The organism is Micromonospora sp. NPDC005324 (genome assembly GCF_040607155.1).
Classification (GTDB): Bacteria; Actinomycetota; Actinomycetes; order Mycobacteriales; family Micromonosporaceae; genus Micromonospora; species Micromonospora trifolii.
Genome location: NZ_JBEXGE010000033.1, coordinates 44,798 through 64,381, shown reverse-complemented (window position 1 = coordinate 64,381; position 19,584 = coordinate 44,798). Strand labels below are relative to the sequence as shown.

Below are 19,584 nucleotides of genomic sequence, written 5' to 3'. Positions count from 1 at the left end.
CAATCTCCTCTCGCGCCGACCCGAGGTTAGTACCGCGCCGCCACCACCGCCGATCGGGCGTGCGCGCGATCGCCGCCGGACGAACGCGTACCCTTGGGCATCATGAGTGCCCCGTCCAAGACGCCGCGCGCGGCCGCGACCAACTCCGTGTGGTCTCAGCTCGAGCCGCTGCTACCCCAGATCTCCAAGCCCATCCAGTACGTCGGGGGCGAGTTGGGTGCGGTGACGAAAGACTGGGACTCGGCCACCGTGCGTTGGGCGCTGATGTATCCCGACGCCTACGAGGTGGGCCTGCCCAACCAGGGCGTGCAGATTCTCTACGAGGTGCTCAACGAGCTGCCCGACACCCTCGCCGAGCGGACGTACGCGGTCTGGCCGGACCTGGAGACGCTGATGCGCACGCACGGCGTGCCGCAGTTCACCGTCGACGCGCACCGGGCGGTGCGCGGGTTCGACGTGTTCGGCATCTCCTTCTCCACCGAGCTGGGTTACACCAACATGCTCACCGCGATCGACCTGGCCGGCATCCCGATGCTGGCCGCCGACCGCACCGACGCCGACCCGGTGATCGTGGCCGGCGGGCACGCCGCGTTCAACCCGGAGCCGATCGCCGACTTCATCGACGCCGCGGTGCTCGGTGACGGCGAGGAGGCGGTCCTGGAGATCACGGCGATCGTCCGGGAGTGGAAGGCCGAGGGCTCGCCGGGCGGCCGCGACGAGCTGCTGCTGCGGCTGGCCCGCACCGAGAGCGTCTACGTGCCGCGCTTCTACGACGTCGACTACCTGCCGGACGGCCGGATCCAGCGGGTCGTGCCGAACCGGGCGGACGTGCCGTTCCGGGTGCACAAGCGCACGACGATGGACCTGGACGCCTGGCCGTACCCGAAGAAGCCCCTCGTTCCGCTGGCCGAGACGGTGCACGAGCGGTACGCGGTGGAGATCTTCCGGGGCTGCACCCGAGGCTGCCGGTTCTGCCAGGCCGGGATGATCACCCGGCCGGTGCGGGAGCGGTCGATCACCACTGTCGCGCAGATGGTCCGCGAGGGCCTGGAGTTCTCCGGCTTCTCCGAGGTCGGCCTGCTGTCACTCTCCTCGGCGGACCACTCCGAGATCGGTGACATGTGCTCGGGCCTCGCCCAGCAGTACGAGGGCACCAACGTCTCGCTGTCGCTGCCCTCGACCCGGGTGGACGCCTTCAACATCGACCTCGCGCAGGAGCTGTCCCGCAACGGGCGGCGTACCGGGCTGACCTTCGCCCCGGAGGGCGGATCGGAGCGGATCCGCAAGGTCATCAACAAGATGGTGACGAAGGAAGACCTGATCCGTACGGTCGTCACCGCGTACACCAACGGCTGGCGGCAGGTGAAGCTCTACTTCATGTGCGGCCTGCCCACCGAGACCGACGAGGACGTCCTCGAGATCGCCGAGATGGCGCACGAGGTGATCAGGGCCGGCCGGGCCGCGACCGGCTCCAAGGACATCCGCTGCACGGTCTCCATCGGCGGGTTCGTGCCGAAGCCGCACACCCCGTTCCAGTGGGCCGCGATGGACCGTCCGGAGGTCATCGACCACCGGCTCAAGATCCTCAAGCAGGCCATCAACGCGGACCGCTCGCTGGGCCGTGCCATCGGCTACCGCTACCACGACGGCGAGCCGTCGCTCATCGAAGGGCTGCTCTCCAGGGGTGACCGCCGGGTCGGCTCGGTGATCCGCAAGGTCTGGGAGAACGGCGGCCGGTTCGACGGGTGGAGCGAGCACTTCTCGTACCAGCGCTGGGTGGACGCGGCGGCCGAGACGCTGCCGGCGTTCGGGGTGGACCTCGACTGGTACACCACCCGCCAGCGCGACGAGCTGGAGGTCCTGCCCTGGGACCACCTCGACTCGGGCCTGGACAAGGACTGGCTCTGGCAGGACTGGCAGGACTCGTTCAGCGAGTTCGAGCAGGACGACTGCCGGTGGACGCCCTGCTTCGACTGCGGCGTCTGCCCATCCATGGACACCGAGATCCAGATCGGCCCCACCGGCAAGAAGCTGCTGCCGCTCACCCCGCTGGGTGGCAACGGCATGAAGGTCCCGTCGGGCCACTCGCACTCGCACCCCTGACCGGGCTGCCTTCGGGCAGCGCCGGCCGGCGGTGACCTCACCACCCTCCACATCCGACATGTCGCCCAACGGGCCCGCGTCTCGCGGGCCCGTTGGCGCTGTTCGGGCTCGGCGCCGCGCGGTGGCCCGCACCGGACGATCCCCGAGATCGGCCGCCATCTGTACCACGTGCTGGTGGCTGGGGCTGCCCCGACTAGGTCAGACTCGATACGCTGCGTCTGACATGGACCGACCCGGCGGGTCGGGGACGGGGGAGGAAGCGCATGGGTAACATCCCGCCGCCGAGCATCGGCGACCTGCAGGTCAGCGTCGAAGACCTGGACGCGGCCGCCACGTACATCGAGCGGCTCAGGCAGTACATCGACGACACCCTCAAGTACGAGATGGAACGCATCAAGGAGCGGATGAAGGGCGACAGCAACAACGCCCAGACCGTTCCGAACGGCACCCCCTTCGGCGCCTACGAGGAAGCCCGCATGCAGTGGCGGGCCCTGGAGACGTCAACGGTGAACGTGGAAGCGCACCTCACGACGCTCTCCCAGAAGCTCACCGCGCTCAAGGAGGGCACCGAGGAGATCGCCAAGGCCTTCCGCGACACCGAGGCGCGTAACGGCGCCAACGGCAAGGAGATCGAGCGACTGCTGGGCGAGGCGGCGCCGCCGCCCACTGCCAGCGGTGCACCCACCTACCCGTACACGGCCTGAGGGGGACGTCATGGCTGGAGGAACCTGGGAGCGGTGCGTCCGTGAGGTGACGCTCTCCGCCGACCCGGAAACGGTCGGATCGGTCGGAGCGGGCTGGAGCAATCTCTCCAGCGGCCTGCAACAGTTGCGGGACGCGCTCGTCGGTCGGTCGTTCGTCGGCCCGATCGCGACGGGCCAGGAACGCCCACACGTCGGCGGTCTGCCCGGGATGCTCGCCGGTTGGAAGGGCAGTGGTGGTGACGCGTACCGCGAGCACCTGGGCAAGATCGGCAAGCAGATCGAGGATCTGATCACCGACACGACCAACGTCAGCGGCGCGTTGACGCGGATCGAGGGCGACATCCGTAAGTCGGTCACCACGATCCCGATCCCACTGATGGACGACTTCGGGTTCAACGAGTGGAGTCTGCCCAACGGCACCGAGCTCGACGATGCCCGCGACGGCGAGAGCTCGTCGGGGTTCCTCGCCGCGCTGCGCCAGGACTACCAGAACAACCCCGCCTCGTACGCCGACGGCGCGTTCCGTGACAAGGCCGACGACCTGGAAGCGACAATGAAGGTCGACGGCCAGGCCGGTGACCAGAAGCGGGGCGGCTGGTGGGACACCGGAGCCCACCTGGACAACTGGTACCGGGACAACCAGAATGCCGCGAACGGCGCGATGGCCCCGCTGCCCCTGGCCGTCGACACCGAGCGTCCGAAGCTCGCCGTGAACAGGCCGGACGGAAGCGGCGGATCGGACGAGGTCGAGCGGGACCCCCGGGTCCCGCCGACGGGGCGGCCCGACATCGGTGGTGGTGACTTCGGCGGGAAGCCCGACATCGGTGGTGGCGGCCCCACGATCGGTAGCAGGCCACCGGGCATCGGCGACACGGGCGGTCCGACGTCCACCGTCGACCCGTTCTCCCCGACCAAGCCCGGTGGGATCGGCGATGGCCCGCCCACCGGCGGCACCGGTCAGCTCATACCTCCGTCGACGGGCTCCAGCTATCCGGGCTACCCGGACGGCGACACCGGCTACAGCAGCGGTCTGGCCGGCGCCAGCCCGAGTGGCGTCGGCGGTCTTGGTGGCGGCATCGGCGGTGGCGGGGTCGGCAGCGCCGGCCTCGGTGGCGCCGGCGGTGGTTTCGGAGGTGGGGCCGGCGTCGGCTCGGCCGGCGGGATCGGCGCTGGCGGTGGCCTGGGCGGCGGCGCCGGCGGCGGCATCGGCGTGGGTGGCATCCCCGGCATGGTGGGTGGCGGCAACGGAAAGCTGCCGCCGATGACGAGCGCCGCGAACGCGCTGCGCACCGCCGCTGGCGCCAGCGCTGGCGGTGCCGGTGCCGGGATGGCGGGCGGCGCGCGTGGTGCCGGCGTCGGCGGCGCCGGAATGATGGGCGGCGGCATGATGGGCGGCGCGGGCGGCGCGGGCGGCGCCGGGCACGGCGGTGGCACCGGCTCCGAGCACTCGTCGTGGTTGACTGAGGATGACGATCCGTGGGGCCCTGGTGACGGGGCGTCCCCGGGTGTCCTTCGATGAGGATGGACGGATGAGGGTGAACGTCGGAAGCCTCCGGCCGGTGACCGCCTGCCTGCTGGCGGGGTTCCTGGTGGTAGGGGCCGCTCAGCCGGCGGCCGCCGCGCCCCGACGGACCGAACAGTGGTATGTGGACGAGCTCCGGATCGATCAGGCGCACAAGGTCTCGACCGGGCGGGGCGTGGTCGTGGCCGTGATCGACAGCGGCGTCGAGGCCAGCCATCCGGACCTGCGCGGTCAGGTGCTCGCCGGTGGTCGCAGTTACGGCGCCTCCGGAGACGGCCGGTCCGACGACGACGGGCACGGCACGCACATGGCCGGCATCATCGCGGCGAAACCCAGCAGCGACGGGGTGATCGGCATCGCCCCCGGTGTGAAGATCCTGCCCATCAAGATGCGCAAGGACGGCGGGTCCTACAGCGACACGGGGATCGCCCGTGGCATTCGGATGGCCGTCGACGGCGGCGCCAAGGTGATCAACATGTCCATTGGTGGCCCGGGCCTCGCCAACCCGGTGGAGCAGGACGCCATCAAGTACGCGTTGGACCGTGACGTCGTCGTGGTCGCCGCTGCCGGTAACACCGCCCGGGGCAGCGTCGCAGTGGACAACCCCGCCAACACCCCGGGTGTGATCGCGGTGACGGGGACGACCCGGGGTGGCGCGTTCTGGTCCGGCTCCGTCCAGGGGCCGGAGGCGGTGGTCGCCGCTCCGGGCGACGGCATCTACAACGTCCTCAACGAGCGGGGCTACGGCTGGGGCGACGGAACCTCCGACTCCACAGCGATCGTCTCCGGTCTCGCCGCGCTGATCCGATCGAAATATCCGGACCTCAGCGCCCCCAACGTGATCAACCGGATCATCCGGACCGCCCGGGACGCGGGTCCGTCCGGACGAGACCCGCAGTACGGCTTCGGGGTGATCGACCCGATGAGGGCGCTGACCGCGAGCGTGCCGTCGGTCGCCGCCAACCCGTTGCTCGACCCGGCGGCAGCGACCGACCCCGGCCCGGCCCGCACCGGGGGCGCGGACGAGGAGTTCGACGTCACCCAGCACGGCGATCGCGGTGGTCCGACCGACCAGCAGGTCATGGTGGTGGGCATCGGCATCGCCGTGGCGCTGGTGTTGCTGCTGGGGCTGGTGGTGTTCCTCATCTGGAACCGCCGTCGGTACCGGCGGGAGGCGGCCCGGGCCGCCGACATCCCGGATGAGGTGCTCGACCGGGAGGCCCCCGGCGGCTACCCGCCGTCGGACGCGGACTACGCCCCGCCGCCCGGCTACCCGCCGCCGCCCGGTTACGGCCAGCCCTCCGGCTACGCCCCGCCGCCCGGCTACGGCCAGCCCTCCGGTTACGCCCCGCCCTCCGGTTACGGCCCCCCTCCCGGTTACGGCCCGCCGGGCGGGGCGCCGCCCGCCCCGCCGAAGGAGCGGTAACCGGTCCCGATCATGGTGGCCGGCTGGTGACCTCCGCGTCACCGGCCGGCCATCGCCATTCGCGGCGGGTGGTCGCGACCCTGGCGGCCGGTTTGTACCCGTCTGCCGGGGCGATCCGGCCGCCCCGGCTGCGTACCGTCACGAGCCCTGCGCCAGGATGGGCGGACACGCAGGTACACCCGAGGAGCCCACGATCGCCAGAAAGCCTCAACCCGAGGGCGGCCAGGCACCGGTCGTCCAGCGCGTCCGCATCCGGTACGCCAAGCGCGGGCCGCTGCGATTCACCTCGCACCGGGACTTCGCCCGGGCGTTCGAGCGCGCGCTACGCCGGGCCGCTGTGCCGGTCGCCTTCTCCCAGGGTTTTCACCCGCACCCGAAGATCTCCTATGCCAGCGCCGCGCCGACCGGGGTGGCGAGCGAGGCGGAGTACCTGGAAATCGCCCTCCAGGCGACAGTCGACCCGGACGCGTTGCGCGCCGCGTTGGACGCCGCGCTCTCGCCGGGGCTGGACGTCCTGGACGCCGTGATCGCCGAAGGGGGCAACCTGCCGGACCGGATCGAGGCGTCGCACTGGCACATCGAGTTGCCTGAGGTCGACACGGCGGTGCTGCGCGCCGCGGTGGACGCCTTCGTCGCGGCCGAGGAGGTGCTGGTCGAGCGGATGACCAAGCAGGGTCGACGCACCTTCGACGCCCGAGCCGCCGTGATGTCGATCGATGTCCAGCTGCCTACGCCGACTCCTTCCGGGGCGCCGGCCGTACCGTGTGCGATACTCGAACTGGTCGTGCGGCAGGTCACCCCGTCCGTACGGCCCGATGACGTCCTTTCCGGCCTCCGCGTGGTGGCCGACCTGGAGCCGCCGGTTTCGCCGAGGGTGACACGGCTGGCTCAGGGCACGTTGACCGCGCAGGGTGCGATCGTGGATCCGTTGGATGCGGACCGCGACGGGGCAGCCATCGTTGGGCACTGACCGACGGTCGGTGTTCTGGCAGGCAGACTTCGGCGGTCGCGCACCACGCGCGCCCGGCGGAAACACTTTTGCGGCGACCCTGCGTGGCAGCGCTCACCCGCGCCCGGGCTAGCCAGAACTGGAGAACGTCCATGCTCGAGAACGAGCCCGAGGGCGGCGAACGGACCGGTTCACAGCCGGCCGGTGAGCCCGCCGACCAGAGCACCACGGCCGACGGCGCCGCCGTCGAGACCTCCACCACGGCCGTCGGTTCTGCCTCGGTGGAACCGGACGGCGCCCAGAGCGCTCCCGCTGGGGCCGAGCCGGTCGCGCCGGTGCGGCGCACCCGGGCGACCCGTCGTCGGGCCGCCCCGCTCAACCAGCCGGAGCAGACCGACGCCCCGATCGAGGCGCCCACCGGTGGCGCTGGCAACGTCGAGTCGCCGCAGGCGGAGGTCTTCGCCCCGATCTCCGGCGACCTGGACGTCGCACCGAAGACTCCCCGGCGCCGCCGCAAGGCCACCCCCGTCGAGGCGACCGCTGCGGAGCCGCTGGTCGCCGCCGCCGCGGAGGCGGCCTCGGCCGAGGTGGTGCCGCCGGTCAAGGTGACCCGTACCCGGCGTAAGAAGGCCACACCGGCTGCCGTCGAGGAGCCGCCCGCCACCGAGCAGCCGGCCGCCGCAGACGAGGCACCCGCGGTCGAGGAGCCGGTCGTCGAGGAGCCGGACGTCACCGAGGAGCCGGCGGAGTCCGACCTGCGCGAGGCCGAGGCCGAGTTGAACGACTCCCCGGCCCTCCCGAGCACGTCCGCCGCCGAGCTGGCCTGGAGCAGCGGTGCGCAGGAGCGCTCCGGCGAGGTGCCACCGGGTGTGGCCGTCTCCGGTGTGACCGATGAGCCGAACGAGCCGGCCGAGATCGAGCCGGAGCAGCCGCGTACCCGTCGTCGGCGCGCTGCGCTCTCCGCGCCCACAGTGCTGTTCATGGCACCCCAGCCGGACGCCGTGCCGGTGACCCGACCGGTGGAGCCTGCCGAGGCGACCGAGGAGCCGGCCGTCGAGGAAGCCGCCGAGCCGTCCCGCCGCCGTCGGCGTGGTCGCCGCGAGGTCGAGCCGGTGGAGCCGATCGAGGCGATCGAGGCCGAGGAGGAGCCGACCGAGGAGGCCGACGAGGCCGCCGAGGCGGATGAGGACGACGAGGACAGCGCCGCCGCGCGCCGCCGCCGCCGCCGTGGTCGCCGCGGCCGGGGCCGGGGCAAGGGCGGGGCCGACGACGCCGAGGACGAGGAGTCCGAGGAGGCGGCGCAGGCCGACGAGGAAGAGACCGCAGAGGCCGAAGCCGAGGGCGACGAGGACGAGGAGTCCGAGGGCGGGGACGGCCTGACCCGTCGTCGCCGTCGTCGTCGCCGTCGTGGCGCCGGTGACACCGAGGGCGCGGCGGACGACGGCGTGCCGACCGTGGTGAAGATCCGTGAGCCGCGCCGGACCATCGACGAGGTGCAGGGTGTCTCCGGCTCGACCCGGCTGGAGGCCAAGCGCCAGCGCCGCCGGGACGGTCGCGAGCAGCGGCGTACCCGCCCGCCGATCCTCAGCGAGTCGGAGTTCCTGGCGCGCCGGGAGGCCGTCGACCGGGTGATGGCGGTCCGCCAGCGCGGTGACCGCACCCAGATCGCCGTCCTGGAGGACGGCGTGCTGGTCGAGCACTACGTCACCCGCAACTCCTCCGGGACGATGGCCGGCAACGTGTACCTGGGCAAGGTGCAGAACGTGCTGCCGAGCATGGAGGCCGCGTTCGTCGACGTCGGTCGGGGCCGCAACGCCGTGCTGTACGCCGGTGAGGTCAACTGGGACACCTCCGGGCTGGAGGGGCGGGCCCGCTCGATCGAGCAGGCGCTGCGCTCCGGCGACTCGGTGCTGGTCCAGGTCACCAAGGACCCGATCGGGCACAAGGGCGCCCGGCTGACCAGCCACATCGCGCTCTCGGGCCGACACCTGGTCTACGTACCCAACGGCAACGCCTCCGGGATCAGCCGCAAGCTGCCGGACAACGAGCGCAAGCGGCTGCGCGACGTGCTCAAGAAGCTGGTCCCGGACGGCGCGGGCGTGATCGTCCGGACGGCCGCCGAGGGCGCCACCGAGGACGAGCTGGCCCGCGACGTCAAGCGGCTCCAGGCGCAGTGGGAGGACATTCAGGCCAAGGCCGCCGAGGGCGGCGCACCGGCGCTGCTCTACGGCGAGCCCGACCTGGTCATCCGGGTGGTCCGGGACCTGTTCAACGAGGACTTCCGCGAGCTGGTGATCGAGGGCGAGCAGTCGTACGACATCGTCGAGTCGTACCTGTCGCACGTCTCGCCGGACCTGGTCGACCGGGTGCGTCGGCACGTCGGCACGAGCGACGTCTTCGCCGAGTACCGGATCGACGAGCAGATCATCAAGGGCCTGGACCGCAAGGTCTTCCTGCCCTCCGGCGGCTCGCTGGTGATCGACCGCACCGAGGCGATGACTGTCGTCGACGTCAACACCGGCAAGTACACCGGCTCCGGGGGCAACCTGGAGGAGACCGTCACCCGCAACAACCTGGAGGCGGCGGAGGAGATCGTCCGTCAGCTCCGGCTGCGGGACATCGGTGGCATCTTGGTGATCGACTTCATCGACATGGTGCTGGAGTCGAACCGTGAGCTGGTGTTGCGCCGGCTCACCGAGTGCCTGGGCCGGGACCGCACCAAGCACCAGGTCACCGAGATCACGTCGCTCGGCCTGGTGCAGATGACCCGTAAGCGGATCGGCGCGGGCCTGCTGGAGGCGTTCAGCGAGACCTGCGAGTGCTGCAAGGGCCGGGGCGTCATCATGCACACCGAGCCGGTGCCGGAGAAGCCGCGCCCCGCCGGTGCGGGGGAGAAGGTCAAGGCGGTCGCCTCGGCGGTCGCTCCCGCTCCGGCGGCCGAGCAGGCTGCCACCACCTCGTCCCGTCGCCGGGCGCGCAAGAGCGCCCCGGTCGCGGCCGAGCGGACCGCCGTCGAGGTCGTCGACACCGACACCGACGCCAGGACCGAGCCGGACGTCGACTACCAGGACACCATGGGCTACGACCTGTCCCGCTACGAGTCGGACACCGCCGCCGCGCCGGCGATCTCCGACGCTCAGCAGGGTGAGTCGGCTCGGCTGGCCGCGGCTGACGACCCGGACGCGCTCGCCGACGGGGAGGGCGACGAGGAGACCACCGAGGGTGGTGGCGGCCGTCGCCGGTCGCGTCGCGGTGGCGCCCGTCGGCGGACCCGCCCCTGAGCGCCTGACCGGCCACGTGTTTGACGAGGTCCCTCTCCCGGCAAAGTGACGGGGGAGGGACCTCGTCGTTGCGGCCACCCGGTCCTCGATCGGCCGTCCCAGGGTCAGGAGAAGAAGATGCGCCGTCTGCTCGCGGTCACCGCGCTGCTCACCATGCTCTCCGGCGCGGCCGGCTGCTCCACCGCTGGAACCGCCGAGGGCGCCGGCTCGGCGGCCGCTGGCACCCCTCCCGGCCCGACCGGCATGCCGGCCAGCGGTGGCGTGGCGGGTGGCAACGCCACCCAGGTCTGCGTCGCCGCGCAGGAGGCCGGCACCACTGCCGTCCGGACGTACGTGGCGGAGCTGGGTCAGATGCTCGCGGCGGTGGGTGCGGGGGACAGTCGCGCGGCCGAGGCCGCCCGGGGACGGGCCGTGGCGGCGCTGGCCGACTGGCGGGCCGTGCTGCGGGAGCAGTCGGACCGGACCGACGATCCGCAGCTCAAGACTCTGCTCACGGACCTCGGAACCGAGGTTTCCGCGCTCGGTGCCGACGTCGAGTCGATCGACGAAACCGAACTCGACCGGCTCCAGCAGCGCCTCGACCAGCTCTGCGCGCGCTGAGCAGGGCGGGCCGGTTTGGGGTCCGGGCCAGCAATGGCGTACTCTTGCCTGCGGCCCACCTTTGGTGTGCCGAGTTCCCGTGTGCCCGCGCCGCCGTGCTCTGCTACCCGGCGAGCCGCCGCGGGGACGACCGCCAGCAGCCTCAACGACAGGGAGTCCGCCTCCGATGTACGCGATCGTCAAGACCGGCGGCAAGCAGTACAAGGTCGCCGAGGGCGACGTGATCGAGGTCGAGAAGCTCACCGGTGCCCCCGGTGACGCGGTGAAGCTCACCGCGGTGCTCCTCGTCGACGGTGACGACCTGGTGACCGACGCGGCGAAGCTTGCCGAGGTCGCGGTGTCCGGCGAAATCGCCGCGCACACCAAGGGCCCGAAGATCCGGATCCACAAGTTCAAGAACAAGACCGGCTACCACAAGCGCCAGGGTCACCGCCAGCCGTTGACCCAGGTCAAGGTGACCGGCATCTCCAGCGGGAAGTAGGTCGTCCTCCAATGGCTCACAAAAAGGGTGCGTCCAGCTCGCGTAACGGTCGCGATTCCGCGGCCCAGCGACTCGGCGTGAAGCGCTTCGGTGGTCAGGTTGTCAGCGCCGGTGAGATCATCATCCGGCAGCGTGGCACCAAGTTCCACCCCGGTGACCTGGTCGGCCGTGGCGGCGACGACACGCTGTTCGCGCTGTCCGCCGGTGCGGTCCTGTTCGGCACCAAGCGCGGTCGCAAGACCGTCAGCATCGTTCCGCAGCAGTAGTTCTCGGGCTAAGCGGGCCGCGGACCTACGGGTCCCGGCCCGCTTAGCCTTTTTCGCGAAGTGCGAGGTCGAGCCTCGCTGGAAGGATTGACGCCGTGGCAACGTTCGTTGACCGGGTCGTTCTGCATCTGCAGGCCGGCGATGGCGGGCACGGTTGTGCCTCGATCCACCGCGAGAAGTTCAAGCCCTTCGGTGGGCCGGACGGCGGCAACGGTGGGCACGGGGGCAGCGTGTCCCTGGTGGTCGACCCGCAGGTGACCACGCTGCTCGACTTCCACTTCCACCCGCACGTCAAGGCCGACAACGGCAAGGGCGGCGCCGGCTCGAACCGGGACGGGGCCAACGGCCACAACCTGGTGCTGAAGGTGCCCAACGGCACCGTGGTGCAGACCTCCGATGGCACCGTGCTGGCCGACATGGTCGGCGCCGGCACCACCTTCGAGGTCGCCCGCGGCGGGCGCGGCGGGCGGGGCAACGCCTCGCTGGCCAACGCCAAGCGCAAGGCGCCCGGCTTCGCCGAGCTGGGGGAGCCCGGCGACCAACTGGACATCGTGCTGGAGCTGAAGAGCGTCGCCGATGTGGGCCTGGTGGGCTTCCCGTCCGCCGGCAAGTCGTCGCTGATCTCGGTGATCTCCGCCGCGAAGCCGAAGATCGCCGACTACCCGTTCACCACCCTGGTACCCAACCTCGGCGTGGTTCGGATGGACAACCACACCTTCACCGTCGCGGACGTGCCGGGCCTGATCCCCGGCGCGGCCACCGGTAAGGGCCTGGGCCTGGAGTTCCTGCGGCACATCGAGCGCTGTGCCGTGCTGGTGCACGTCATCGACTCGGCGACCCTGGAGCCCGGCCGTGACCCGGTGGCCGACATCGACGCCATCGAGGCCGAGCTGAGCCAGTACGGTGGCCTGACCGACCGGCCACGGCTGGTCGCCATCAACAAGATCGACGTGCCGGACGGCCGCGACCTCGCCGATATCGTGCGCCCCGACCTGGAGGAGCGCGGTTACCAGGTGTACGAGGTCTCCGCAGCCACCCGGGAGGGGCTCAAGGAGCTGACCTACGCGATGGCCGAGTTGGTCGACGCAGAGCGTAAGGCCGCTCCGCCCGCCGAGCCGACCCGGATCGTCATCCGCCCGACCGCCGTGGACGACGACGGTTTCACCATCACGGCCGAAACGGACGGCTCGTTCACCGTGCGCGGTGTCCGGCCGGAGCGTTGGGTCAAGCAGACCACCTTCGACAACGACGAGGCGGTCGGCTACCTGGCTGACCGGCTGGCCCGGCTCGGGGTGGAGGACAAGCTGGCCAAGGCCGGCGCGCAGCCAGGTGACCTGGTCCGGATCGGCCTGCGCGAGTTCGACTGGCAGCCGACCCTCTTCGCCGGTGTGGACTTCGTACCCGGCAACCGGGGCACCGACGTCCGCCTGGAGGAGAAGTCCAACCGGGCCTCCGCCGCGGATCGGCTCGCCGCCCGGAAGGCTCGCCGGGTGCGGTCGGCGGACGAGGTGGGCGCGGACGCGTCCGACGATGCCATCGACGACGAGGACGACGCCGAGTAGTTCGTTGCGCTCCGTGGTGGGGTTGATTTCCGGAAACCTCCCCGAAATCCACGCGTCCTAGCGTGGGGTGGTGCTGATCGAGTCCCGTCCTGCCATCGATCCGGAGATCGCCGCCATGGTCACCGCGCAGCAGCGTGAGCTGCGCGAGGCCGATGGTGGGTTGGACGGGCAGGTCTTCGTCCCCCACGACGACGTCCGCTACCTGGCCGTGGTGGTGAACGGTCGGGCGGTCGCCTGCGGTGGGCTCCAGGCGCTCGACGCCGAGACCGGCGAGGTCAAGCGGATGTACGTCCGGCCCGCACACCGGGGGCGGGGGATCGGTCGCCAGTTGCTCGCCGCGCTGGAGGAGTGCGCGTTCCGGCAGGGGCACTCGGTGGTCTGCCTGGAGACGGGCACCTACCTGCCGGCCGCTGTCGCCCTGTACACCTCGTGTGGCTACGAGCGGATCCCGGTCTACGGCGAGTACGTGGGCAACCCGTACAGCGTCTGTTTCGCCAAGCGGTTGCCGGTCGCGGCCTGACGGCCGCGCCGTCGCTGCCACGCCGCGCTTCAGCCGGCGCGAGCACGACACCCAGGCGCGATCACGAAACCCAGGTCAGTGCCGGTCGGCGGGGTTGTCCAGGCGTCCGCCGGTGCCGGCCCGGTTCGACAGCAGCAGCCCGAGTGCGAGCATCCCGAAGCCGAGCGCGAGGTGCAGCCAGTTGTCGGCGTCGTTGACCGGCAGGATGTTCGCCCCGCCCTCCGGGTTGACCGCCTCGATCGCCAGGCCGTACAGCCAGAGGGCGAGGTAGATCGCGCCACCGGCGGCGAGGAACACGCGGGCCCCGGCGACGCTGCGGGCCAGCACCAGGCCGACCAGCCCGAAGAGCAGGTGCACCACGTTGTGCAGGATCGACACCTGGAACAGCCCGAGCAGGTGGGCGTCCGAGTGGTGCCCGGCGAACCGCAGCTCGCCGTAGTCGGTGGTGATGCCGGGAATGAAGCCGAGGACGCCGATCAGCAGGAAGACCCCGGCCACGACCAGCGCGGCGAGTTGAACCCGGGGTCGGGGGCCGGCCGCTCGGCCGCCTCGTGCGTCTCGTGCCATCGCTGCCCCCTTCGTGGATCTGCCGGCCTCGCGAACCTCACTGTCCGCAGCGGCGACGTGACGCAGCCCGACGATCCTCCATTTTGAAGACCAACCGGTGGGTCGCGCAGATAAATGCATGAAGAGGTATGGAAGCCGAAACGCAGGGTAGGTGAATGGTCAGCGGCGGCAGCAACGCGCCGCATCCCCCAGCACAACCGCGACGACTTTCCGAGCGGAAGGGAAATCATGACTAACGATCTTTCACCTACGTCTTCCACGTACGGGGAGCAGTCGACCAACGGCGGTGGCGTCCGCGACCAGGCGCGCCAGGTCGGGTCGGAGGCCGCGCAGGCTGGTGGCGCGGTCGCCCAGACTGCCAAGGAGCAGGGCACCGAGGTCGGCCGTGAGGCGGCCCGGCAGGCCCGCAACCTGTACGGCGAGGCCCGCAGCCAGCTCGCCAGCCAGACCGGCGAGCAGCAGCGCCGGGCCGCCGGTGGGCTGCGTTCGTTGGGCGACGAGATGCGCTCGATGGCCGAGCAGGGTGGCCAGGCCGGCCCGGTGAGCGAGCTGGCCCGCCAGGCCGCCGACCGGGTGCACGGTGTCGCCGGCTGGCTCGAGGAGCGCGAGCCCGGCGACCTGATCTCCGAGGTACGCGACTACGCGCGGCGTAACCCGGGCACCTTCCTGGTCGGCGCGGCGGTCCTCGGCGTGTTGGCCGGTCGGCTGACCCGTGGCATCTCGGCCGCTGGCGACGACTCCGGCAACGGCTCCTCGTCCTACCGGGGGGCCGGGGCGTACGACCCGGAGCAGACCGCCGTGATCCCGACGGCTCCGCCGGCGCCCCGCGCGGTGCCGGACGCCGTCCCGGCGGGCGGCTACCTCGACCCGACCCCCGGTACGCACACGCCACCGACGCCGGGCAGCTACACCGAGCCCGGCCGGGGCGACTACCCGGAGCACTCCGGCACCGGTCAGCCGCTGCCGCCGGTGACCCAGACCGACCCGCTGCCGGGCGTGCCGTCCAGCGGCAGCCCCCGCCCGTGAGCATCCACGTCATCCGAAGGGAGGCGACGGCATGAGCATGCCGACGCAGGGGTCCGGACTGGACTCCGGTTACCACCCCGACGCGGGTGCCCCGCACACCGCGTCGGAGGTGAAGAGCAGCTCGCTGGGCGACCTGATGCGTCAGGTCACCACTGACCTGTCGACGCTGATGCGCCAGGAGGTCGAGCTGGCCAAGGCCGAGATCCGCCAGGAGGGCAAGAAGGCCGGCAAGGCCGCGGGCCTCTTCGGCGGTGCCGGCTTCGGTGGCTACATGGTGGCCCTCTTCGTGTCCATCGCCATCTGGCAGTTCCTGGACAACGTCATGGACTCCGGCCTGGCCGCGCTGATCGTGGCCGTGATCTGGGCCGTGGCCGCCGCGGTCCTCTACTCGATGGCCAAGAAGAACGCCCAGCACGTACGCGGGCTCAAGCAGACCAACGACAGCGTGCAGCGGATCCCCGACGCGCTCAAGCCGCACCCGGAGGGAGTCACCCGATGAGCACAGATCCCGATCAGATCCGCCGGGAGATCGAAGCCACCCGTAACAGCCTCAGCTCCGATGTGGATGCGTTGGCGTACAAGGTCAGCCCCAGCCGCATCGTCGACGACCGCAAGCAGCGGGCCCGTTCCGCTCTGCAGAATGTGAGGGACAAGGTCATGGGAACCGCGTCTGACCTCGGTCACGGCACCGGCCAGGCCGCCCACTCGGTGGGTGACCGCGCCTCGTCGGCGGCCTCCAGCGTCAGCGACGCCGCGCACTCGGCGGCGGCCACTGTCAGCGACGCCGCCCACAGCGCGCCGCGGGTGATCCGGCAGAAGTCCCAGGGCAACCCTCTCGCCGCCGGCCTGATCGCGTTCGGGGTCGGCTGGCTGGCCTCGTCGCTGATCCCGGCCTCCCGCCGCGAGCAGGAGGCCGCCGCCCAGGTGAAGGCGAAGGTCAGCGAGCACAGCGGGGCGGTGAAGGAGAAGCTGAGCGAGGTGGCCAGCGAGCTGCGCGAGCCGGCCCAGCAGGCCGCCGAGTCGGTGAAGTCCACCGCTCAGGACGCCGTGCACGCGGTCAAGGACGACACGAAGTCCGCCGCGCACCAGGTCAAGGACCGCGCCATCTCCTGACCCCACCCCAGAACAGCACGACAGCTCGCGGTCACCCTCGGTGGCCGCGAGCTGTCGTGCTGGGGTGAGCGCCGATCTTGCGGGTTCGGTTGACGTTTCGTGGGCCTACCGGCGGTTTTGTCCCAGCAGGAAGTGCACGATCGCGGGGAGCTGCGGGTTGCGCGGGGCGGGGTTGGCGGCTCGGCGGATTCGGGTGTCGCCGTAGCGGACGCCGCCGAGCAGGAGGCGTTGGGTGACCGCCAGCCAGCCGCACACACCGCGTTCCAACAGCCAGAGTGGGGCCGCCAGCGCAGTGGCCGGCGGGAACACCCGGGTGCCGCCGGCGCGGCGGCGACCCGTCTCGGCCAGGGCCACGACGCCGGCCACCGCGCCGAGCAGCAGCCTGGGCCGGCGCGACGCGATCGCCGTCGCCAGCGCCGGCAGCACCGCGAGCGCGGTCAGCAGGCGAGCCGGCTGAGCCAGATCGTCGTACGCCTGGCGGACCCGTTGACCGCGGAAATGCGCGGCGTCCGGAGGTAGCCGTCGGACGTACAGCCAGGCCGGGGCGGCCTCGGTGCCGCCGTACCCGCGCACCGTGCGGATCAGCTCCAGGTTCTCGAAGAGCACGCTCGGGTCGTACCCGCCCATGGCGAGGAAGGTGCTGCGCCGCACGGCGAGGGTGCCGGGGTAGTCCGCCCCGAGCGCCCGGTTGAGCAGCGTGCGACCTGTGTCCCACCAGGCGTGCCAGGGCAGCGGGTCGAAGTAGTTCTGCGGTCGTACCAGGTCGGCCCGGCTCAGCAGCCGGTGTACCGCGCTCAGCGCGGACTCGTCGTACCGGACGTCGTCGTCGGCGATCACCACGTGCTCGTGGCCGGCCGCGCGGACCCCGGTGTGCACGCCGAGCACCTTGCCGTTGAGCCCGCGCTCATTCGGGTCCGGCGGGAGGTGCCGGACCAGCCCCCGCCACGCCTCGGCGTGCCGGGCGAAAAGGTGCGCAGGCGAGCCGTCGACCACGAGCACCTCCACCCGGTCACCCAGCCAACGCAGGTAGTCGGTCAGCTCGGCCAGGCCGGTGTCGGTGTGCCAGCGCAGCGGCAACACGTACGTCATCGGTGGGCGGACCGGCGACGTGCCGGCGCCCTCGTGCTCGACCTCCCACCGGCGGGTGGTGGGCCGGACGTCTCCAGTAGGGCTGAACGAGGACATGGCAACTCCGTGGCGGCCAGGGTCGCGGTCGGTGTGAGCAGCATCTGCCCGCATCTGCGTCGATCAAACAACTGGATCGTTTCGACGGCTGGGCGTACCCGCCCCGCCGGTCGTTGCGATCGGCGAGGCGGGGTCAGCCGACGCGGCGGACGTTGGTGAGGGTCAGCCCCAGGGGCGGCAGCGCGGGCATCCGGTGCAGATCCAGGGCGAGGTTCTGGACCGGCACGTCGTAGCGCATGGTGGTGGTCAGGTTGGTGACCGTCCGCTTCATCAGGTCGATCGTGATCCACTCGCCGGCGCAGCGGTGCCCGGCCCAGTGATCGCCGCCGCCCTGCGGGATCAGTTCGAACGGGTCCACCCGGCGGCCGGCGAACCGCTCCGGGCGAAACAGCTCAGGTTGCGGCCAGAGCGTCGGGTGGTGGTTGGTGCCGTAGAGGTCGAGCAGCACCCGCCGGCCGCGGGGAAAATGGTGGCCCTGCCAGTCGAAGGACCGCCGGACCCGGGCTGCCGCGATCGGAAAGAACGGGTAGTAACGGCGTACTTCCTGGACGAACTGCTCGGTGGCCTCGTCGTCGTCACGGACCCGTTCCCGCCAGGCCGGATGGTCGTGCAGAGCGAGCGCGGCGAAGGTCATGTACTGGTCGACGGCGACCACCGGGCGCAGCACGTTGAGCAGCTCCACCGCCGCGATCCGCCGGGGCAGGAGGTTGCCGTGCCCGTCCCGGTGTTCGGCGATCACGGCCAGGGCGCTGCCGGCCGGCGCCGGGGCGAAACCGACCCGGGTCCGTTCGATGAGGTCGGCGAGCCAGCGTTCGGCGCGGTACCGGGCGACCCGTCCCTGCCAGTGCCGGGGTCCCAGCACGGCCGGGGCCTCGATCATGGCGTGCAGCTCGACGGTGCGGCGCTCGACCTGCGACGCGGGCAGCGGCACCCCGGCCCAGGCGCAGACGACCCGGGTCAGCAGCCGACCCAGCTCGTCGTAGAGCGACACCGGGCCGGCGCCCTCCCAGGCGGCGACCCGGTTCCGCCACTCGTCGTCGAAGAGCTGACCGAGCCGCTGGATCGCCGCCGGCGTCATGATCGACAGGAACATGGCCTTGCGGTCGGAGTGTTCCGGCCCGTCCAGCCCCTGCACCCCACCCCGACCGGTCAGGGTCCGCTGCACCCGCAGCGGCATCGCTGTGGCGCGTTGGAAGCGGTCGGTGTCGTAGAACAGCTCCGCCGCCGGCCGGCCGCGCAGGCAGATGGTCGGGGCGAGCAGGATCCGGGTCTTGAAGACGTCGCTGCCGTACCGCTCGCAGCGCTCGCCGATGAACCGGTAACCGGCGCGGAGCAGCGCGAGGGTGCTGTCCGGGCTGCGGTCGGCCGGCATGGTCGCCATCGGGTCTCCTCACGCGCAGGTGCGGCTGGTCGCCGGTTGCCAGCGCGCTTACCCCCGTCGACGCCGCTGAACCCCGCCGGCTGGCCCCTCCCAGGGGCGGCGGAACCTGGTTTGCTGCTGGTGGGACGAGCACGGGGAGGGCGGATGCGCGACAACAGATCGCCGCACTGGCGGCAGCGGCGAGCGGCCGGGGCACTCGGCGGAGGCCGCGACGGGCGGTCACTGATCGGGCCGCCGCGGCGGCCCACCCGCCCGCACCGGTTCTTCACAGTGCACCTGGGCTTCACCGCGCCCGGCCCGGCCGAGGCCCGCGAGCTGGCCGTGGCGTACGCGGAGGCGCTGAGTCTGCTCCGCTCGGAGGTGGCACTCGGTGCGGCGGCCCTGTCGCCGGCGGACGCCTGGCAGCGGGCCGAGCGGCTGTTCTGCGGCGCGGTCGGCCCGGACGCAGAGCGCTGCGTCGACGTGGCCGACCATCCGGGCTTCCACCATGCCCCGGGGCCGGGTGGCCTCGGCTGGGGCGACGGCGACGCTCCCGGCGATGGTTGACCATCAGCCCCCGGGTGGTCGATCCGGGAGTGCGCCGGCCAGCCGGCCAGCCCGCCGGCGTGGCCGTGCCGGTGTCCCGACCACGGGCACCGGCACGGCGATCCACCGCCGACGGGTCGGCGGGCACCGTCAGTCCAGGTCGAACTCGCCGTCCTGCGCGCCGGCCACGAAGGCGTCCCACTCGGCCTGGGTGAAGACCAGCACCGGCCCGTTCGGCTCGGCCGAGTTGCGCATCCCGATCAGGTCGTCGACGAAGGCAACCTCGACGGCGCTGTCGGAGGTGTCCCCCTCGGCCCGCTGCCAGACCGCTCGAGAGAGGTCGAAGTCGCCCTTGGGGTGCTGCGCCATGGTT

At 71.8% G+C, this 19,584-nt stretch carries 19 protein-coding genes; 15 read left to right on the top strand and 4 right to left on the bottom strand.

Translation table 11 applies throughout. From position 1 onward, the window contains the following. The first annotated feature begins 102 nt into the window (after positions 1–102). The 11 genes from ABZS40_RS27885 to ABZS40_RS27835 all read left to right on the top strand — a co-directional run bounded on the left by ABZS40_RS27885 (position 103) and on the right by ABZS40_RS27835 (position 13,414). Positions 103–2,103, top strand: a complete 2,001-nt coding sequence (locus ABZS40_RS27885) for a TIGR03960 family B12-binding radical SAM protein (RefSeq protein ID WP_354946450.1) — start codon at positions 103–105, stop codon at positions 2,101–2,103. Positions 2,104–2,366: 263 nt separating this feature from the next. Beyond that, positions 2,367–2,807 carry a hypothetical protein gene (locus ABZS40_RS27880; RefSeq protein WP_354946449.1) on the top strand — a complete coding sequence of 147 codons (441 nt, stop codon included), beginning with the start codon at positions 2,367–2,369 and terminating at the stop codon, positions 2,805–2,807. Positions 2,808–2,817: 10 nt separating this feature from the next. Next, complete coding sequence (locus ABZS40_RS27875) at positions 2,818–4,326, top strand: hypothetical protein (protein ID WP_354946448.1); 1,509 nt, start codon at positions 2,818–2,820, stop codon at positions 4,324–4,326. A gap of 10 nt (positions 4,327–4,336) precedes the next feature. Beyond that, positions 4,337–5,755 carry a type VII secretion-associated serine protease mycosin gene (gene mycP / locus ABZS40_RS27870; protein ID WP_354946447.1) on the top strand — a complete coding sequence of 473 codons (1,419 nt, stop codon included), beginning with the start codon at positions 4,337–4,339 and terminating at the stop codon, positions 5,753–5,755. A 157-nt stretch (positions 5,756–5,912) separates the two neighbouring features. Further along, entirely contained in the window at positions 5,913–6,725 is an 813-nt protein-coding gene (locus ABZS40_RS27865; protein ID WP_274523926.1) for a TIGR03936 family radical SAM-associated protein, read from the top strand. A gap of 131 nt (positions 6,726–6,856) precedes the next feature. After that, positions 6,857–9,985: an Rne/Rng family ribonuclease gene (locus tag ABZS40_RS27860; protein ID WP_354946446.1), complete on the top strand. Its 3,129-nt coding sequence runs from the start codon at positions 6,857–6,859 to the stop codon at positions 9,983–9,985. Between the two features lie 117 nt (positions 9,986–10,102). After that, complete coding sequence (locus tag ABZS40_RS27855) at positions 10,103–10,585, top strand: hypothetical protein (protein ID WP_354946445.1); 483 nt, start codon at positions 10,103–10,105, stop codon at positions 10,583–10,585. A gap of 166 nt (positions 10,586–10,751) precedes the next feature. Continuing rightward, positions 10,752–11,066, top strand: coding sequence for a 50S ribosomal protein L21 (rplU, locus tag ABZS40_RS27850; protein ID WP_007464063.1), 315 nt, complete (start codon positions 10,752–10,754; stop codon positions 11,064–11,066). An 11-nt stretch (positions 11,067–11,077) separates the two neighbouring features. Next, a complete protein-coding gene (gene rpmA, locus ABZS40_RS27845; protein WP_007464062.1) occupies positions 11,078–11,332 on the top strand; it encodes a 50S ribosomal protein L27 in 255 nt (84 codons plus the stop codon). Positions 11,333–11,427: 95 nt separating this feature from the next. Beyond that, the gene (obgE, locus tag ABZS40_RS27840; RefSeq protein WP_354946444.1) at positions 11,428–12,894 is read left to right on the top strand and encodes a GTPase ObgE; all 1,467 of its coding nucleotides are present in this window, start codon (positions 11,428–11,430) and stop codon (positions 12,892–12,894) included. A 70-nt stretch (positions 12,895–12,964) separates the two neighbouring features. Further along, positions 12,965–13,414: a GNAT family N-acetyltransferase gene (locus ABZS40_RS27835; RefSeq protein WP_354946443.1), complete on the top strand. Its 450-nt coding sequence runs from the start codon at positions 12,965–12,967 to the stop codon at positions 13,412–13,414. A gap of 75 nt (positions 13,415–13,489) precedes the next feature. Here the strand turns inward: ABZS40_RS27835 and ABZS40_RS27830 are convergent, their stop codons facing one another. Then, positions 13,490–13,981 (bottom strand): DUF4383 domain-containing protein, encoded by a 492-nt coding sequence (locus tag ABZS40_RS27830; protein WP_354946442.1) that lies wholly within the window; start codon positions 13,979–13,981, stop codon positions 13,490–13,492. Positions 13,982–14,209: 228 nt separating this feature from the next. Here ABZS40_RS27830 and ABZS40_RS27825 point away from each other — a divergent pair, with 228 nt between their 5' ends. From ABZS40_RS27825 to ABZS40_RS27815, 3 genes are read left to right on the top strand one after another with little or no spacing between them, the layout of a single operon-like run. Next, on the top strand, positions 14,210–15,007 hold the full coding sequence (locus tag ABZS40_RS27825; protein ID WP_354946441.1) for a hypothetical protein: 798 nt from the start codon (positions 14,210–14,212) through the stop codon (positions 15,005–15,007). A gap of 31 nt (positions 15,008–15,038) precedes the next feature. Continuing rightward, entirely contained in the window at positions 15,039–15,506 is a 468-nt protein-coding gene (locus ABZS40_RS27820) for a phage holin family protein (protein WP_354946440.1), read from the top strand. After that, entirely contained in the window at positions 15,503–16,120 is a 618-nt protein-coding gene (locus ABZS40_RS27815) for a DUF3618 domain-containing protein (protein WP_354946439.1), read from the top strand. The genes ABZS40_RS27820 and ABZS40_RS27815 overlap by 4 nt, the downstream gene beginning before the upstream one ends. Before the next feature lie 105 nt (positions 16,121–16,225). Here the strand turns inward: ABZS40_RS27815 and ABZS40_RS27810 are convergent, their stop codons facing one another. Next, positions 16,226–17,305, bottom strand: a complete 1,080-nt coding sequence (locus ABZS40_RS27810) for a glycosyltransferase (RefSeq protein ID WP_354946438.1) — start codon at positions 17,303–17,305, stop codon at positions 16,226–16,228. A 133-nt stretch (positions 17,306–17,438) separates the two neighbouring features. Then, complete coding sequence (locus tag ABZS40_RS27805) at positions 17,439–18,686, bottom strand: cytochrome P450 (RefSeq protein ID WP_354946437.1); 1,248 nt, start codon at positions 18,684–18,686, stop codon at positions 17,439–17,441. Between the two features lie 144 nt (positions 18,687–18,830). Between ABZS40_RS27805 and ABZS40_RS27800 the strand changes: the two genes are divergently transcribed. Continuing rightward, positions 18,831–19,232 (top strand): hypothetical protein, encoded by a 402-nt coding sequence (locus ABZS40_RS27800; protein WP_354946436.1) that lies wholly within the window; start codon positions 18,831–18,833, stop codon positions 19,230–19,232. A gap of 129 nt (positions 19,233–19,361) precedes the next feature. Here ABZS40_RS27800 and ABZS40_RS27795 read toward each other — a convergent pair whose 3' ends face one another. Further along, positions 19,362–19,580 carry a DUF397 domain-containing protein gene (locus ABZS40_RS27795; RefSeq protein ID WP_124817462.1) on the bottom strand — a complete coding sequence of 73 codons (219 nt, stop codon included), beginning with the start codon at positions 19,578–19,580 and terminating at the stop codon, positions 19,362–19,364. Between the last annotated feature and the right edge of the window lie 4 nt (positions 19,581–19,584).

Excerpts from the sequence above, each read along its gene's own strand:
- ABZS40_RS27885 (WP_354946450.1), top strand. The coding sequence starts at position 103 with ATGAGTGCCCCGTCCAAGACGCCGCGCGCGGCCGCGACCAACTCCGTG.
- ABZS40_RS27880 (WP_354946449.1), top strand. The coding sequence starts at position 2,367 with ATGGGTAACATCCCGCCGCCGAGCATCGGCGACCTGCAGGTCAGCGTC.
- ABZS40_RS27875 (WP_354946448.1), top strand. The coding sequence starts at position 2,818 with ATGGCTGGAGGAACCTGGGAGCGGTGCGTCCGTGAGGTGACGCTCTCC.
- mycP (WP_354946447.1), top strand. The coding sequence starts at position 4,337 with ATGAGGGTGAACGTCGGAAGCCTCCGGCCGGTGACCGCCTGCCTGCTG.
- ABZS40_RS27865 (WP_274523926.1), top strand. The coding sequence starts at position 5,913 with ATGGGCGGACACGCAGGTACACCCGAGGAGCCCACGATCGCCAGAAAG.
- ABZS40_RS27860 (WP_354946446.1), top strand. The coding sequence starts at position 6,857 with ATGCTCGAGAACGAGCCCGAGGGCGGCGAACGGACCGGTTCACAGCCG.
- ABZS40_RS27855 (WP_354946445.1), top strand. The coding sequence starts at position 10,103 with ATGCGCCGTCTGCTCGCGGTCACCGCGCTGCTCACCATGCTCTCCGGC.
- rplU (WP_007464063.1), top strand. The coding sequence starts at position 10,752 with ATGTACGCGATCGTCAAGACCGGCGGCAAGCAGTACAAGGTCGCCGAG.
- rpmA (WP_007464062.1), top strand. The coding sequence starts at position 11,078 with ATGGCTCACAAAAAGGGTGCGTCCAGCTCGCGTAACGGTCGCGATTCC.
- ABZS40_RS27830 (WP_354946442.1), bottom strand. The coding sequence starts at position 13,981 with ATGGCACGAGACGCACGAGGCGGCCGAGCGGCCGGCCCCCGACCCCGG.
- ABZS40_RS27825 (WP_354946441.1), top strand. The coding sequence starts at position 14,210 with ATGACTAACGATCTTTCACCTACGTCTTCCACGTACGGGGAGCAGTCG.
- ABZS40_RS27820 (WP_354946440.1), top strand. The coding sequence starts at position 15,039 with ATGAGCATGCCGACGCAGGGGTCCGGACTGGACTCCGGTTACCACCCC.
- ABZS40_RS27815 (WP_354946439.1), top strand. The coding sequence starts at position 15,503 with ATGAGCACAGATCCCGATCAGATCCGCCGGGAGATCGAAGCCACCCGT.
- ABZS40_RS27810 (WP_354946438.1), bottom strand. The coding sequence starts at position 17,305 with ATGTCCTCGTTCAGCCCTACTGGAGACGTCCGGCCCACCACCCGCCGG.
- ABZS40_RS27805 (WP_354946437.1), bottom strand. The coding sequence starts at position 18,686 with ATGGCGACCATGCCGGCCGACCGCAGCCCGGACAGCACCCTCGCGCTG.
- ABZS40_RS27800 (WP_354946436.1), top strand. The coding sequence starts at position 18,831 with ATGCGCGACAACAGATCGCCGCACTGGCGGCAGCGGCGAGCGGCCGGG.
- ABZS40_RS27795 (WP_124817462.1), bottom strand. The coding sequence starts at position 19,580 with ATGGCGCAGCACCCCAAGGGCGACTTCGACCTCTCTCGAGCGGTCTGG.